The sequence below is a fragment of the Sphaerisporangium corydalis genome, from assembly GCF_025506355.1.
GTDB lineage: Bacteria > Actinomycetota > Actinomycetes > Streptosporangiales > Streptosporangiaceae > Sphaerisporangium > Sphaerisporangium corydalis.
Map to the genome: position 1 here is coordinate 12,966 of NZ_JANZYP010000071.1, position 15,409 is coordinate 28,374.

The following is a 15,409-nucleotide window of genomic DNA, read 5'->3' on the forward strand; positions in this document are numbered from 1 at the left end:
CGGTGAGAAGGCCGGATCCGGTAAGCCGCACGACCACATCGGCCCGCTGTCGCGGCCGTTCGCTCATGAGCAGGTTCGTTCCGCCGCAACGGAGCAGCTGGCGAGCCCGACGACGAGAAGGACGGGCAGGGTGCCGATGAAGATGAACGGCGCGTCGGGCCCGTGCTGCATGCTCTGTGATGCGATGCGAGCCAGCAGCGGCCACGTTTCGGCAGAAGAAACGCATGCTTTTGCGGGTGTGGACCACGAACGTGACCCCGGGGAATGCGGAGGGGTACCAGGTGTTCGCCCATGAGGTGTCGACACCGATGTTCGCGGCCATCCGTGCCTCGTGGGGCATGGTTCTAGGGGTGGTCGTGGCGCATGATCAGGCGGGTGTGGCCGTGGGCGTGATGGAGTGCGGCGGCGTGCCATCCTCTGGTGCGGTACAGGGCGATCGCGGCGGTGGCGGCGGGGTGGGTGGCCAGCCATCGGGGTCCGTCGGGGGCGGCGGACAGCAGGGCGTCGTGCAGGGCGGCGCCGATACCGTGGCCACGGTGGGCGGGGTGGACGCCGAGTTCTTTGAGGGTGAAGTCCTGGCGGGGCGGGCGGCGGGCGAGGGTCGCCAGGTGGGAGCAAGTGTGGCCGTAGGCGAAGCCGAGGACGTGCTTGTCGTCGGCGGCCAGGGCGAGTACGAACCCGGGGTGGCGGGTGTCGGCGAGCATTCGCGCGGCGACCAGGCGGGCCTGGGCGGGGGTCTCGTGCCAGGGCGGCAGGGTGAACACGTGCTCGCCGGTCTCGGCCAGGGCCCGCGCGTGGCGGGTCGCGTCGCGGGGGCCGAGGAGGCGGAGCAGGGGGTTGCGGCGCCCGGTGATCCGGGTGGACACCGTTGCAAGGAAGCCCGGAGGCCGGGCGCCGCGGTCATTGGGGGTCAGGCGCCGGTGGCGGCGGTGTAGCGGGCGATGACGTCGTTCCAGTTTGATCAGGGACCACAGCTTCTCGACGTAGTCGGGGCGCACGTTGCGGTACTGCAGGTAGTAGGCGTGCTCCCATGCGTCGAAGACCAGCAGGGGTGTGGTGTTCATTCCGATGTTGCCGTGGTGGTCGTAGACCTGCTCGACCACCAGGCGGCGGCCCAGCGGCTCGAAGGCCAGGATGCCCCAGCCGGAGCCCTGAACGGTGGCGGTGGCGGTGGTGAGCTGCTTTTTGAAGGCGTCGAAGGAGCCGAAGTCCTCGTCGATCGCGGCGCCCAGGTCGCCGTCGGGGCGGTCGCCACCGTCCGGGGACAGGTTCTGCCAGAAGATCGAGTGCAGGACGTGGCCCGACAGGTTGAAGGCGAAGGTCTTCTCCAGCCCGACCAGCCCACCGAACTGCTCCTTGTCGCGGGCCTCGGCCAGCTTCTCCAGGGTGTCGTTGGCGCCCTTAGGGAGGGGGCGGTTCATCCCGGGTCGCCGCACAGGCCGCAGAGTCCATGCAGGAGCTGGGCCGAGGCGGTGAGCGCGAACCCGTCCGGCAGGATGAGCGACTTCAGCGCCTGGCCGACACGGCCGGCCGGCAGCTCGGCGATTCGCCCGCAGCGGTCGCAGACCAGGTGGTCATGGGGGGTGTGGGCGAGGCCGAAGCGCGTCTCCCCATCGTGGTCGAAGTGATGCAGCAGACCGTGACCGCTGAGGATGACGACATTGCGGTAGATCGTGCTGGCACTGAGCGTTGGCCGTTCGGCCGCCAGACGCCTGTGCAGGTCGGTGACGCTGAGATGGGTGCGGGTCTCACGGAGAATCCCCACGATCAGTTCGCGCCGCGCGGTGTGCCGCAGACCGCAGCGTCGCAGGGGGTTCCCCGTCTCGGTCATCGGCCGGTGGTGGAGGTCCAGGTCCCGGGTAAGGGGGTGTGCTCGTGGATGAGGTTGACGTCCAGGAGCAGGTCGCGCCGGTCGAGGATCTCGGCCGGTGATCCTTCGGCGACCAGGCGGTGGTCCTTGGAGAAGACCAGGCAGCGGTCGGCGATGCGGGTGAGGGCCTCCAGGTCGTGGGTGGCGTGCACGATCGTCTTCCCGGCGGCGCCGAGTTGCTCGATGAGTTCCAGCAGCCACTGCTGGGTGCGGGGGTCCAGGGCGGCGGTCGGCTCGTCGAAGAGCAGGACGTCGGGGTTGGTGACCAGGACCGTGGCGATGGCGACCTTCTTCTTCTGCCCGCCCGACAGCTGAAAGGGGGCGCGTGCGGCCAGGTCGGCGATGCCGAGCATGCCCAGCACATCGTCCACCCGGGTGCTGGTCTCCTCGCGGGTCATGCCCATCTGCAGCGGTGCGGGGGACGTGACGTGGACCACCGGAGCCGGAGGACGGCCTTCGATCTCAGCTGTAGGCCGTGATCGGGGGGAGCTCGTCGGTGAGCAGGTGGGCGCCGAGTTCGCGGGCTTTGTACACGACGGGGTCGTGCAGGGTGAGGGTGCGGGCGTCGCGCCAGAATCGGTCGAGGCCGGTCGATCGGGTCGTCGCACGGGCGCCGGTGAACTCGAAGATCCGGCCTGTCACCTCCATCACCATCCGGCTGGACACGACCTTGGCGGCGGAGATCGCCAGGGCGGTGCGACCGCGTTCGTCCGAGGTCAGTGAGAGGCCTCTGGCATCGGCTGCCACGAGGGCGCGGGTCGCGTCCCTGGCCAGGAGGCGTGCCGCGTGGAGTTGACCGACGAGTTCTCCGTAGCCGGCGAGAATGTGCGGGTCGTCGGCGGCGTGTTCGAGACCGCTCGCCGGCCAAGGGCGTGACCGCTCCCGCGTGTACCGGGCCGCCTCGCCGAGCGCGCCTTCGGCGATGCCGACGATCACCTGCGTGAGCACCGCCTGGAAGGCGAGCGCGACGAGCGACAGGCGTAGCCGGCGTGGGCTCGAGTCGTCCTCGCCGGCCGGGAAGGTGCCGAGCACATCACCGTGGCCCACCCGGACATCCTTGAATACAATGCCCCCGCTCGCTGTCAGGCGCTGGCCCAGGTTGTCCCAGTCCGACGGGTGCGAGACCCCGTCGGCGCCACCACGCACGATCACGACGACACTCGTCGCGTCGTCGTCCCGGGTCGCGCTCACGAACAAGCGGTCCGCGACCGCGCAGCCGGTGGCGAACGCACCTCGGCCGGACACAGAGAGCGCGTCCCCGGCCGCGCCGGCCGTCACGCTCCCGCGAGGGTTGCTGACCCCTGCCACGAACAGCCGGCCGGTGACGACCTCCTGGCGCAGTGAGCGCGACAGCTCGACATTGTCGTACAGCGAGGCCCGCCACAGGTGCAGGTAGTGATAGCCCAGCAGGTGACCGATGGAGGCATCAGCCGCCGAAACGATCCGGGTGACGGCGTGCGTGGCCTGATGGTCGTCGGGATCGACGGCGAGCAGGCCGCTGTCGCGGAGCAGCGCGATCTCCTTCAGAGGCGGCCGGTTGGCCTGATCCCGTTCGACGGCATCGTCGCGGAGCCGCTCGGCCACGGCGCGGGCGGCGGTGAGCGCGTCCACCGAGTTCACCACGGACCCGCCGGTCCGGACACGGGGCGCCGCGGCCGGCGACCAACGACAAACACGATCGCCGGCAACAGCAGGCACTGAGCGGCGATGGCCAGCCAGAAACCCGGAAGGTTACCGGCGGTCTCGAACAGGCGGTAGACGCCCCCGCCGACGATGCCGCTCAAGAACGCGCCGACGCCTTCGGCCAGCCGCTGGTGGCCGAAGACGACCGTCGGCGACCGCTTGGCACGGGCGAGCGCCTCAAGAACGTTCTTGAGGAAGAGCACTGAATTGCCCGCGCCGATGGCGAGGATCCCGGCGGCGATCGTGATCTCGCCCCCGCCGGTGAACGCGATCATGCCGACGGCGAGGCCGCCGAAGCCGAGCGCCATCGCGTGTGCGTACCGCATCCGCTCGACCCGCCGCGCGAGCAGTGGCTGCATCACGGCAAGTACCAGCGAATATCCCATCATGGCTGATCCGAAGAACACAGCGGACACCCTGCCCTCGGCGTAGGACGACAGATATTGGTAGAAGTGCATGTGCAGATAGATGGTCAGGGCGGTCACGACGAACGGCAGGACCGCCAGGCCGCGGAGTGCCCGGTGCAACGGTTCGATCACCTCAAGGTCGTCGCGCCGGTCCCGGGGCAGGAAGGCGTGCCCGATCGCCATCGCCGCGTGCAGCACCGTGGCGGCGGCGAACATCCCGCCCGGGTCGTGGATGAACAGCGCCCCCGCCATCGGTCCGACCGCGATGCCGACGTTGCCCGTGGCATAACTCGCGGACACCAGCCGCGGTCGTTCGTCCGGGCTCGCACCGTGCACCATGTAACCGCGGACGCTGGGCGAGTAGAGCGCGGTGGCCGCCGACCGCAGGAACAGCGCCGCGACCGTCACCGCCGGCCAGGTCCCGCCGGCGAGGAACCCCACCGATCCGATGGTCTGCGCGACCATCGCGATCACCAGGCACCGCCGGAGGCCGATCCGCTCGGCGAGGGCCGCGCCGGGCAGCCCTCCGGCGAACTGCACGAACGTCGCCAGCCCGAGGACGACGCCCACCTGATCCATGCCGAGGGACATCCGGTCGCGGAGCAGGACCGCCAGGTAGGGGTACACGGAGAAGCTGATGAGATTGACGAGGAACCCGCTCCCGAGCAGTGCGTACTGCGCGCCGGTGAACGAGCGGACGCCGGAGCGCGCAAGGACGCCCGGCAACCCCCGGTCGGTGGGTGTCACGCCTTGGTTCCCCGGACGATCAGGCGGGTGGCCGCGCCATCGTACGGGCGCCCGTCCAGGTCGCCGAAGCACTCGATCTCCTCGAACCCCGCCAGCTCGAACATGGACCGCAGCTCCGCGGCGCTGTAGACGTAGCACGTGAGCGAGGCATGCTCGGCCACGTTCCCCCGCACCAGGGTCCAGTCGGTCCGGTACCGGGCCCAGTCGTCCAGGATCCGGTCACGCATCACCACCATGCCACCGGGCACGTCGACGATCTTCGGGGTGCCGGCCCAGGACGCGTACATCTCCTTGCTCAGCAGGTCGACGATCAGCCGGCCGCCCGGAGCGAGGGAACGGTGGGCGTTACGCAGGACCTGGAGGTTGTCGTCGTGGTCCTCGAAGTACCCGAACGAGGTGTACATGTTCACCACCACGTCGAACGCGCCCGGGGAGACGTGCTCGCGCACGTCCGCCCGTACGAACGTCGCCTTCACCCCTGCCTCTTCACACACGGCAGCGGCTTGTTCGAGCAGTTCGGGATGGAGATCCACACCGGTCACCTGGTAGCCGTGGCAGGCCAGGGGCGCCGTGTACACGCCGACACCGCAGCACTGGTCGAGCACACGGCTTCCCGGCGCGAACGCGAACAGGGGCGAGGTGGCCACGACGCCGGCGGCGAGCCGCGCCCGCTCGGGCGTGAAGAGCACCTCGGCGAAGCCGGACCACAGGTTCAGGTCTTCGTACCAGCTCATCGTTTCCTCCCGTCGTGCGATGCACCCGCATCCCCCAGACATGTCGCACCGGGAACGGGGATAGTTCCTGCGGCCGGCACGGACGTCACCTCGTGGGCGCCACCCCCAGGCCGGGGGCTTCGCCCAAGATGATCCGTCCATCCTCGAGGCCGAGTCCGTGGAACGGTGGTTCGCTCAGGTAGAGATGACCATCGAGGTCGATGTGGTCGGCCAGGGGCGCGAGCTGCGCGGCCTGGCTGATGGCGAGCTCCGACTCGCACATGCAGCTGAGCATGACCTCCAGCCCGGCCTGCCGGCCGGCCTCCATCACCCGCCGGGCGCCGCGGATCCCGCCGGCCTTGCACAGCTTGACGACGACGCCGTCGGCGTAGGCCCGCGCGGCGAGGACGCTCGCCGCATCGGTGCATCCCTCATCGAGGAAGACCGGGAGCCGGTCGGGGACCTCCCGGTAGCGGTGATAGTCGTCGACGGCCGTGGTGGGGAACGGCTGCTCGATCAGCTGGATGCCGAGCCGGCGCAGGCGGGGGGTGAGGGCGCGGGCGGTGTCGAGGTCCCACGCCTCGTTGGCGTCGATGCGCACCGGCAGCGCGGTCACCTTCCTGATGGCTTCGAGTGCCTCGATGTCGTCAGGGCCGCCGACCTTCACCTTGAAGGCACCCACCGCCGGCGCGTTCCGGACCGCGTTCGCGGCCTCATCCGGGACCGCGATGCCGATCGTGTACACGGTGGGTCCCAGCGCCCGGGGCATCCCGAGCAGCTTCCAGGTCGGCCGCCGGGCGGCCTTGCCAATCCAGTCGTGCACCGCGCCGTCGAGCGCCATCCGCGCGCCCGCCGGCGCGTCCCATCGCTCGATGCGGTCGAGGACGCGTTCCGGATCCCGCAGATCCCGGCCGATCAATGCCGCGCCGTGGGCTTCGACCGCCCCCACGACGTCGTCCACGGTGACTCCGTCGTACCCGGTCGGCGTGCCCTCGCCGTAGGCGACGACTCCATCGTGGGCGATGGAGATCATGCAGGTGTCGACGGAGTCGATCTCACCTCGGGAACTTCTCACCGTCTCGACGAGCCGCAGAGCCTCACGGCGAACGGACAGCTCGATCCCACCGGAACCCAGATCCACGGAAAGGCCTCCCGATCTTTTGGCCGCCGGAACCAATCGGGCCCCGAGGGCGACTTTCTTACGCAGCGGACATCAGATGCGACGGATGGGACAGCGATGGAGTGGTTCGAAGACGAGACGTTGTGGGCTGACTTCTCGGACGTGTTGTTCTCGGCCGAGCGCGCCGAGGAGGCCGAGGCGAGGGTCGCCTCGTCGCCGCTGTTGCGCGTACCGGCGGGCGCCGCGGTGCTCGATCTGGGCTGCGGACCGGGGACGTACGCGGTTCCGCTGGCCCGTCGGGGAGCGGCGGTCACCGGTGTGGACCTCAGCGCTGCCTTGCTCGACCGCGCCGCGGTGGCCGCGTCCGCTGCCGGCGTCGAGATCCGGCTCGTACGTGCGGACATGCGTGAGTTCGTCGAACCCGACCGGTTCGACCTGGTCATCAGCATGTACACGTCCTTTGGGCTGTTCGCCGACCACGACCAGAACATGCGGGTACTCCGCAACGTGCGGGCGAGCCTCGCGCCCGGCGGCCGGCTCATGATCGACCTGTACGGGAAGGAGATCCTTGCCCGCGACGGCGGCCAGCCGAAGATCATCGACGTCGAGGGGGGCACGCTGATCGTGCGCGGCACGGTCCTCGACGAATGGACCCGCTTCCGGGACGATTTCGTCCTGGTACAGGGGGACCGGGCGCGCAGGGGTCACGTCGTGCACAACCTCTACAGCGCCGTCGAGCTCAAGGCGATGCTCGGCGAGGCCGGGTTCGCCGACATCGAGTGCTTCGGCGGCTTCGATGCCGAACCTTTCGACAACCACGCCCGGCGACTGATCGTGAGAGGCGTTCGCACGCTGGGTGACGCCTAACACGAAGACCGCGTACAGACGTGTACGGCACCCGCCGCGGCGACCGCCCGGTGTGTGGCGATCTCCGCGGTCGGCCCCTCGGCGAGCACGATGCCGGCGTAACCGCGCCCATCGGTGACGTGCTCGATGTGCGTGCCGATCGCCTTGGTCGGATACCACGTGGGCCGTCCCGGATAGCGGCCGATGTCGTCGATGCCGTGCACGGCGACGAGCTCACCGGCCCGGTCGGGATACGCCAGGACGAACGCCACGGCGGGCCCGCCGGGCAGGGGCGCGTCGAGCAGTCGTGGGCGGCGGCCGAGGGCCAGGTCGACGAGGCCGGTGTAGACGTTGACGCCGAGCGCACGGCACATCGACTCGCCGACCAGCGCCCCGCCGATGCGGGGATTCACCTCGATCAGCTGCGGCCCGTCGACGGTCATGGCCAGCTCGATATGGGCGAACCGGTCGGTGTAGCCGAGGACCGTCAGTACCGCGCCGAGCCACTCCTCGATCTCGCGGAACTCGCCGGGTGGCAGCGCCACCGGAAACGCCGTCACGTCCTCCCGGAACAAGGGCTGCGGCGACATGAGCCGGCTCGACAGGCCCAGCAGCCGGGTGTGCCCGGCCCAGGTCACGGTCTCGGCGCTGTACACCGGCCCGGCGAGGAAGGGCTCGGCGAACAGCCGCCCGTACAAAGCCGCCCGGCCGGCCTCGTGACGGAAACGGGTGAGATCCTCGGCGTCACGTACGAGCCACACGTTCTGGCTGCTGGTGCCGGAGGTGTCCTTGACGACGGCGGGCAGCCCGACGGCCGCGGCGAGCCGTTCGAGGTCCATCGTGGCCACGTCGTCCACCGCGAGAGGCGCGAACGTACTGAGGCCTTCCCGGTGGAGCAGGTCACGGACGTGCGCCTTGTCGCGTACCAGCCGGATGACCGCCGGGTCGATGCCGGGCAGGCCGAACTCGGCGGCGAGCTCGGCGCCGGTCACCCCCCAGGTGTCGGTCGAGCTGATGAGTCCCCGGAGGTCCTCGATCGAGCTCAGCGCTTCGGCGACCGCCCGCCGGTCACTTGTGTCGACCGATAGGACATCGATCGACCCCGGCGGCAGCGTGGCGAGTTCGTGAAGGTAGAGCCACTCGACACCGGTCAGCAGTACCAGACGCTCGCCCGACTCGCGAGCGGCACGGGCGAGGTGGGCGAGGCCGAAGGAGAGCATCTCCAGACATGCGACGGTCACAAGCAACATGTCGGCCAGACGACCCGGAAGGTTCCCGTCACGTGGGAATCCGATGGTCAGGAACACTCGGAGGCGCCGGCGACGATCAGTCCCGCGGGTCGGCGGCGCTGATTCCGGTGTCCATGATGGGGGTGGCCGCGAGCAGCGCGCGGGTGTAGGGATGGACAGGGTGGGCCGTGATGTCCCTGGTCGGGCCCTGCTCGACGATCCGGCCACACCGCATGACGGCGATCCGGTCCGCGAGCTGCGACACGACGGCGAGGTCGTGGGTGATGAACAGGCAGCCGAACTCGAGTCGGTCACGCAGATCGCAGAGCAGGTTGAGCACCTTCGCCTGGACCGACACGTCGAGCGCGGTGACCGGTTCGTCGCAGATCAGCAGACGTGGCTCCAGAGCCAGCGCCCGAGCGATCGCCACGCGCTGCCGCTGCCCTCCGGACAGTCGCGCCGGACGGCGTTCACCCACCTGAGGGTCGAGCCCGACGAGGTCCAGCAGCTCGCGCACCCGCGCCGATCGGGACCGGGCATCGCCGACCCGGTGGATGCGCAACGGCTCGGCGAGTGCCTGTCGCACCGTCTGCCGCGGACTGAGCGTGAGGTAGGGGTCCTGGAACACCATCTGGATCTGCCGCCGATGCGCCCGCAGATCCCGGCCCCGGAGCGCATGCACGTCCACCCCGGCGACGCGCACCACTCCGGCGCTGGGCCGGTGCAGCCCGGTCACGACCCGCGCCAGCGTCGTCTTGCCGCACCCCGACTCGCCGACCAGCCCGACGATCTCGCCCGCGGCCACGCGTATTGTGACGTCCTCGATCACCGGCGTGACGTCCCGGCCGCCACCACCGTGGCCGGCGGTCACCCCTACGATCTCTAGCATGAGTCGGCCCCCCTCCCACCTGCGGCCGCCGGACGGCCGGGGTGGTGTAGGCAGGCCGATCGGTGCGCGGCCCGAACCAGCGTCTCCAAGGCCGGCGGCTCGTGCACGCAAGCCGCCGTCGCCAGCGGGCACCTGGGCGCGAACCCGCAACCCTCGGCGTCGTCCGGGCCGGTGCCCGCCTGGCCGGGCATGGTGCGGAACCGGGTGCCCGGCGCCGTCCCAGGACGCGGCACGGCGTCCAGCAGGCCACGGGTGTACGGGTGGTCGCAGTTGTTGATCACTGCGGCGAGCGGCCCCGACTCCACGATCCGGCCGGCGTACATGACGGCCACGCTGTCGGCCAGGCGCGCCACCACCGCCAGGTCATGGCTGACGATGACCATGGACATGGCCAGCTCGTCCCGCAGGCGCGCCAGCACCGCGAGCAACTGAGCCTGCACGGTCACATCGAGGGCCGAAGTGGGTTCGTCGGCGACGAGGAGCTCAGGCTCGCCGGCGAGGGCCATGGCGATCTGTGCCCGCTGGCGCATCCCGCCGGACAGCTGGTGCGGCGACGCGCGGGCGACCGCCGCAGGGTCCGGCAGACCGGCCAGGCGCAGCAACTCCTCGCTGACCCGGCGGGTCGCGGCGCGCCGGCCACCGCGGCCCGCGTTGCGGACCGCCTCGTCGACGTGCGCGCCGATCGTCCGCAACGGGTTGAGGACGGCGGCGCTGTCCTGGAAGACCACGCCCACCCGGCGCCCGTTGATCTGGCGCCGCTCGCCCGGAGCCGGCCCCACCAGTTGCCGGGCCCCAGGACCGGTGCCCAGCACCGCGGAGCCGGTGACCCTGGCGTCCGGGTCCAGCAGGCCGAACGGGGCCAGCGCGGCCGTGGTCTTGCCGCTTCCGGTCTCGCCGACCAGGGCGAGGATCTGCCCGGGCCGCACCTCGTAGGACATCCCGGCGACGACTCGACGGCGCTCTCCGCGGTCCGGATACGAGACGGACAGGTCCCGCACAAGCAGGACCGTTTGGTGCTCGGGAGAACCGTGCGCCGAGCCCGGCGGAATGGGTGCCGGAGGTTCCGCCGTGACGGCCGCGCGGGCGGGCTCTGGGGTCTGTCCCGAGCGTGCACGTCCCGGGCGGACCATGCGGAGCACCGATGGCCGTTCCTCGCCGGCCGCCAGCCGTTCGCCGAGCAGGTTACTGGCGAACACCACGGCCGTGATGGCGATGCCGGGCGGGTACGCCAACCACCAAGCGGAGGCCAGGAACGGCCGCCCCTCGATGAGCATCTGGCCCCACTCGGCGTGCGGCGGAGCGACACCGAGGCCGAGGAAACTCAGCGTGGCGACACCGAGGACGATCGTGCCGACGTCCGTGCTGGCGTAGACAAGGCAGGGTGCCAGCGCCGGCGGGAGCAGGTGCCGGCCGATGACGCGCCCGCGGCCCGCGCCGAGCAGGCGCAGGGCGTCCAGATGGGGGCTGCCGCGCATTCCGGCGACGCGGGCGCGTGCGATCCGGGCGTACGGCGCCCACGACCACAGTGAGAGCGCGAGGACGAGGTTCTCCACGCCGGGCCCCCGCACACCGATCACCGCGAGCGCCACCAGCATCCCGGGCAGCGAGACGACCACGTCGATCACCCGGGAGACGACCCGATCGGCCCATCCGCCCAGGTAACCGGCGACGGCGCCGATGGCCGCGCCGGCCGTCAGCGAGACCGCCAGCACGGCCGAGGTGACCGCGAGCGAGATCTGCGCGCCGTACAGGAGCCTGCTGAGCTGGTCGCGGCCGAGCTGGTCGGTGCCGAGCACGTGCTCCGGCGACGGCGGCAGCAGCCCGGCCGCCAGGTCGTTCGCGGTCGGATCGGCCGGAGCGAGGACCGGCGCCAGCACCCCCACGATCGCGAACAGGATCAGGGGCATCGCGACCAGCACCGCGCGCACCCAAACACGGCCGGCCGGGTCGCGCGGCCCGCCGGTCACGTCGCCCCCCGCCGCAGCCGGGCGGTGAACCCGCCGGAGGGCGCGCGACGCGGGCGAGTGTCCCAACCCCGCCGGGAGCGAGGGTCGATGAGCCCCTGCAGGACGTCGGCGCAGCGGTTGGCCAGGATGAACCCGCCCCCCATGACGAGCGTGGCGGCCTGCAGCGCCGGAACGTCCCGGGCCCCGGCCGCATGCACGAAGTAGGCCCCGAGACCTGGCCAGCCGAAGATCTGCTCCACCACGACGGCCCCCACCAGGAGGCTGCCGATGCCGAACCCGGCGACGGAAAGGATCGGCCCGGCCGCGTTTGGCAGACCGTCCCGCAGCACGATCGACAACGGCCCGCTGCCCCTGGCCTGCGCCGCACGCACGTACGGCCGATCCAGGGCCTCGCGCAGCGTGACGGCCACGACCCGGCTGAGCACACCGGCGGCCGGCAGACCGAGTACCGCCATCGGCATCACCCACGTCGACAGACCCGCCATCCCCGATGTCGGCACCAGCCGAAGGCGCAGGGCCAGGATCAGGACCATAAGGTAGCTGAGCCAGAATGCCGGCACCGAGGTGGCGAGCAGCGCCGCGGTGCGGAGGGTTCCGCGCAGCACGCCACGCTGGAGCACCGCCCCGGTGACGCCTACGCTCACCCCGACCACGAGGGCGACCGCGGTGGAGCCGGCCACCAGCGCCAGCGTGACGCCCAGCCGGTCCGCGACCTCAGGCCCGACGGGCGTGTTCGTCCGCAACGACAGCCCGAAGTCGCCGGTGCACGCGTGGGCGAGCCACCTCAGGTACCGCACCGGAGCGGGATCACCGAGGCCGAGTTCGACACGGACGGCCTCGATCTGCTCAGGCGTGGCAGGCCGTCCGGCCCGGGTCGCCGCCAGCACCGCCGCGGGGTCGCCGCGCGCGAGCAGGACCAGCGCGAAGGTGCCGAGCGACATCGCCAGCAGCACGCCGGCGGTGTCGACGGCCCACCGCGTGACGTACCCGCCCGCGGTGGCGAGCCGGCCCGTCGACCTCATTCGACGGTGACTCCGGTGAGTTCCAGGTCGACATCGGTGGGCGGCACCACGAAACCCTTCACCGCGTCACGGACGACCCACATCCGCGGCCGGTAGGCCAGCGGCACGAACCCGGCGTCGGCGGCCACCGCGGTGTAAAGACCTTGGTAGGCCGCCGCACGGGTGGCGTCGTCGCGGGCGAACAACGCCTTGTCGACCAGCTTCTCGGTGGCCGGCGTCACCCAGAGCGGGCCGCGCGCGCCGGAGGTGAACATGGACACGATCGAACTGGAGGGGTCGTACGGTGCGCCGAGCGTCTCGAAGAAGGTGATGTCGTACGTGCCCTCCGCCCGCTCGTCGTAGTACGCGGCGGCGTCTACAGGGGAGATCTCGACGGTGATACCGATCTCCTTGAGGGCGGCGGCGATCGCTTCGGCCATCGTGCGGGGGTCGAGCTGGCCCTCGGCCGGTTTGGCGGGGACGAGCAGCTTGAGGGTCAGCTTCTTGCCGTCCTTGACCCGGGTGTCGCCGTTGAGCTTGTACCCGGCGGCGTCCAGCGTGCTGCGGGCGCCGGCCTGGTCGAAGTACAGCGGCAGGTCGGCACCGGAGTCGGGCACGTCCGGGGGGAACACCCGCTGGGCCGGCTTGGCGTAACCCAGGAACAACGCGTTGGTCAGGGATGTGGTGTCGATGGCCTTGCGCACCGCCTCGCGGACGGCGCGGTCACCGGCCGGGCCGTCGGGGTTGAACCCGAGCATGATCGAGACATCCGGTGCGCCGGTGAGCAACGCGACGTCGCCGCGCTCGCTCAGCGATCTGGCCTCCACCGGCGTGATCGGGGCCAGGTACGAGCCGCCGATGAGGTCGATCTCGCCGTTGGCGAGCGCGTCGACGCGCGCCTGGGAGTCCGGGATGACCTTGAAGTCGAGCCGTTCCAGCTGAGGCCTGGTCCCCCAATAGCCGTCGTTGCGGGCCAGCGTCGCACCGGTGGCGGAGTTGGACAACAGCTTCCACGGCCCGGTGCCGACGGGGTTTCGGAACTCGCCGCCGGCGGTCGCGGACTTCGGGCTGAGCAGCCGCACCGGCCGCACGATCGAGAGCTCCTGCAGCAACGGCTCGTACGGCTCGGACAGCGTCAGACGTACGGTGTCCGCGTCCGGGGTGTCCACGGCGGAGATGACCTGCGAGGCCCGGAAGAAGGAGAACTTCTTGTCGCCCACCCAACGGTCGAAGTTCCACTTGACGGCGGCGGAGTCGAGCGGCGTCCCGTCGGTGAAACGGACGCCGTCCCGCAGGTCGAAGGTGACCTGCCGGCCGCCCTTGGCGACGGTCCACGACTCCGCGAGCCCCGGCTTCAGCCTGCCGCCCTCGGTGTAGGTGACAAGCGGCTCGTAGATCGCGTCGAGCAGCAGGAAGTTGCCGGTGAAGGCGTGCGGATCCAGGGCGCCGGACTCCTCGCTCAGGCCGACGCGCAGCACCGGGGTGGCGGTGGCCTTGTTCTCGATCTCGGGGGCGCACGCGCTGACCACCAGGGTCGAGGCCAAGAGGGTGGCGAGGGGGCGTAGTCGTGACACGGATACTCCTGGCGGGCGATGGCCGTCGGCACGGTGGGCGATCTCCCACCTCACCTGTAGTCGGCGGCATCACGTGGCTGGTTCCCGCGGCGACCACCAATCTTTCGCGTGCGTGAGGTACGGCCGCCTCCCTCGGTCCGCGCGGAACTAACGCGGCCACACAAGCGACTGTCTGTCGACGAAGGTAACCGAACCCTGCTCGACCGCCGCATCCGCTTGCCGCATGCTGCCGTCCGCCTCCGGCGGCACGACACGAGGGACGACCGCCCATGCCATCCATGGTCCCACCTGCTGTCTTCGCGCCCGTCCATGACCACGTCACCGACGCCACCAGGGCCCCCAGCTTCATCCGCCTAGCGGACAACATGGTGCTCGTCCGGTTCGAGACACTGAAGATCTATGCCGCCCTCGGCGCCGTTCAGGCCCTGCTGTCCAAGGGCACCGTGCGGCCGGGAGACACCCTCGTCGACAGCTCGAGCGGCATCTACGCGCTGGCTCTGGCGATGGCCTGTCACCGCTACGGCCTCCGCTGCCACATCGTCGCCTCGACCACGGTGACGCAGACCATCCGGGCACAACTGGAAATCCTTGGCGCGACGGTGGACCAGATGCCGGCCGAGACGAACCTGCGCCTCGACCAGGATCGCCGGGTCGAACGGGTACGCCAGCTGCTGCGCACCCACCCGGGGATGCACTGGATGCGCCAGTACCACGACCCGGTGCATTGCCTCGGGTACGCGGAGCTGGCCGACCTGGTGCGCCTCGCGCTTCCCGCGAGGCGGCTGGCGGTGGTGGCCAGCGTCGGCACGGGCGCGTCGAGTGCGGGACTGATCCAGCCCCTGCGGCGGCACGATCCGTCGACCCGGCTGGTCGCCGTCCAGCCGTTCGGCAGCGTCAGCTTCGGCAGCGAACGGTTCCAGGATCCGGAGGCCATCATCGCCGGCATCGGCAGTGCCATCCCGTTCGACAACGTCCGACCCGATCTGTACGACCAGGTGCACTGGCTGACCTTCCAGTACGCCATGGCCGGCACGATCGGGCTGATGCGTTCGCATGCCGTCTTCGCCGGCCTGTCCACCGGCGCGGCCTACCTGGCGGCGGCATGGGAGGCGCGGCGCCATCCCGGGCGCACGCACCTCATCGTCGGCGCCGACACTGGACACCGGTACGTCGAGAAGGTCTTCGCCCGGCACAGGGACGCCCTGGAGCCGGCCACGCTCAAACCCGCCGAGATCGGCTCCCTCAATGATCTGGCACCACCCTGGTCGACCATGCCCTGGGCGCGACGCCACCACCCGGAACGCGCCCAACCCGGCCTGGCACACGCGTCCGGCTCATAGTGGCGACCCGGCCTGCAACTCAA

The 15,409-nt window shown here is 70.8% G+C and carries 14 protein-coding genes; 2 read left to right on the forward strand and 12 right to left on the reverse strand.

Features of this window, described 5'->3' with window-relative positions; translation table 11 throughout:
* Nucleotides 1-344: 344 nt before the first annotated feature.
* The 7 genes from NYZ98_RS34520 to NYZ98_RS34550 form a co-directional block, all read right to left on the reverse strand.
* The gene (locus NYZ98_RS34520) at nucleotides 345-1,421 is read right to left on the reverse strand and encodes a GNAT family N-acetyltransferase (protein WP_262848171.1); all 1,077 of its coding nucleotides are present in this window, start codon (nucleotides 1,419-1,421) and stop codon (nucleotides 345-347) included.
* Nucleotides 1,418-1,831 carry a Fur family transcriptional regulator gene (locus tag NYZ98_RS34525; protein ID WP_262848173.1) on the reverse strand — a complete coding sequence of 138 codons (414 nt, stop codon included), beginning with the start codon at nucleotides 1,829-1,831 and terminating at the stop codon, nucleotides 1,418-1,420. Before NYZ98_RS34525 ends, NYZ98_RS34520 begins: the two co-directional genes overlap by 4 nt.
* A complete protein-coding gene (locus NYZ98_RS34530; RefSeq protein ID WP_262848175.1) occupies nucleotides 1,828-2,307 on the reverse strand; it encodes an energy-coupling factor ABC transporter ATP-binding protein in 480 nt (159 codons plus the stop codon). The genes NYZ98_RS34525 and NYZ98_RS34530 overlap by 4 nt, the downstream gene beginning before the upstream one ends.
* Before the next feature lie 25 nt (nucleotides 2,308-2,332).
* Nucleotides 2,333-3,481 (reverse strand): acyl-CoA dehydrogenase family protein, encoded by a 1,149-nt coding sequence (locus NYZ98_RS34535; protein WP_262848177.1) that lies wholly within the window; start codon nucleotides 3,479-3,481, stop codon nucleotides 2,333-2,335.
* Nucleotides 3,482-3,486: 5 nt separating this feature from the next.
* Complete coding sequence (locus NYZ98_RS34540) at nucleotides 3,487-4,707, reverse strand: MFS transporter (protein ID WP_262848179.1); 1,221 nt, start codon at nucleotides 4,705-4,707, stop codon at nucleotides 3,487-3,489.
* Entirely contained in the window at nucleotides 4,704-5,441 is a 738-nt protein-coding gene (locus tag NYZ98_RS34545) for a class I SAM-dependent methyltransferase (RefSeq protein WP_262848181.1), read from the reverse strand. The genes NYZ98_RS34540 and NYZ98_RS34545 overlap by 4 nt, the downstream gene beginning before the upstream one ends.
* A gap of 85 nt (nucleotides 5,442-5,526) precedes the next feature.
* A complete protein-coding gene (locus NYZ98_RS34550; protein WP_262848183.1) occupies nucleotides 5,527-6,561 on the reverse strand; it encodes an enolase C-terminal domain-like protein in 1,035 nt (344 codons plus the stop codon).
* A gap of 96 nt (nucleotides 6,562-6,657) precedes the next feature.
* Here NYZ98_RS34550 and NYZ98_RS34555 point away from each other — a divergent pair, with 96 nt between their 5' ends.
* Nucleotides 6,658-7,407 (forward strand): class I SAM-dependent methyltransferase, encoded by a 750-nt coding sequence (locus tag NYZ98_RS34555; RefSeq protein ID WP_262848185.1) that lies wholly within the window; start codon nucleotides 6,658-6,660, stop codon nucleotides 7,405-7,407.
* On the opposite strand, the gene NYZ98_RS34560 is transcribed toward NYZ98_RS34555, so the two are convergent.
* The 5 genes from NYZ98_RS34560 to NYZ98_RS34580 form a co-directional block, all read right to left on the reverse strand.
* Complete coding sequence (locus NYZ98_RS34560; RefSeq protein WP_262848187.1) at nucleotides 7,404-8,627, reverse strand: ATP-grasp domain-containing protein; 1,224 nt, start codon at nucleotides 8,625-8,627, stop codon at nucleotides 7,404-7,406. The two genes, NYZ98_RS34555 and NYZ98_RS34560, sit on opposite strands and share 4 nt — an antisense overlap.
* A gap of 85 nt (nucleotides 8,628-8,712) precedes the next feature.
* Nucleotides 8,713-9,504 (reverse strand): ATP-binding cassette domain-containing protein, encoded by a 792-nt coding sequence (locus NYZ98_RS34565; RefSeq protein ID WP_262848189.1) that lies wholly within the window; start codon nucleotides 9,502-9,504, stop codon nucleotides 8,713-8,715.
* Entirely contained in the window at nucleotides 9,498-11,471 is a 1,974-nt protein-coding gene (locus tag NYZ98_RS34570; RefSeq protein WP_262848192.1) for a dipeptide/oligopeptide/nickel ABC transporter permease/ATP-binding protein, read from the reverse strand. Before NYZ98_RS34570 ends, NYZ98_RS34565 begins: the two co-directional genes overlap by 7 nt.
* Complete coding sequence (locus tag NYZ98_RS34575; RefSeq protein WP_262848197.1) at nucleotides 11,468-12,493, reverse strand: ABC transporter permease; 1,026 nt, start codon at nucleotides 12,491-12,493, stop codon at nucleotides 11,468-11,470. The genes NYZ98_RS34570 and NYZ98_RS34575 overlap by 4 nt, the downstream gene beginning before the upstream one ends.
* Nucleotides 12,490-14,046, reverse strand: a complete 1,557-nt coding sequence (locus NYZ98_RS34580; RefSeq protein WP_262848202.1) for an ABC transporter substrate-binding protein — start codon at nucleotides 14,044-14,046, stop codon at nucleotides 12,490-12,492. Before NYZ98_RS34580 ends, NYZ98_RS34575 begins: the two co-directional genes overlap by 4 nt.
* A 278-nt stretch (nucleotides 14,047-14,324) precedes the next feature.
* On the opposite strand from NYZ98_RS34580, the gene NYZ98_RS34585 reads away from it, so the two are divergent.
* Nucleotides 14,325-15,386 carry a pyridoxal-phosphate dependent enzyme gene (locus NYZ98_RS34585; protein WP_262848206.1) on the forward strand — a complete coding sequence of 354 codons (1,062 nt, stop codon included), beginning with the start codon at nucleotides 14,325-14,327 and terminating at the stop codon, nucleotides 15,384-15,386.
* Nucleotides 15,387-15,409 lie beyond the last annotated feature (23 nt).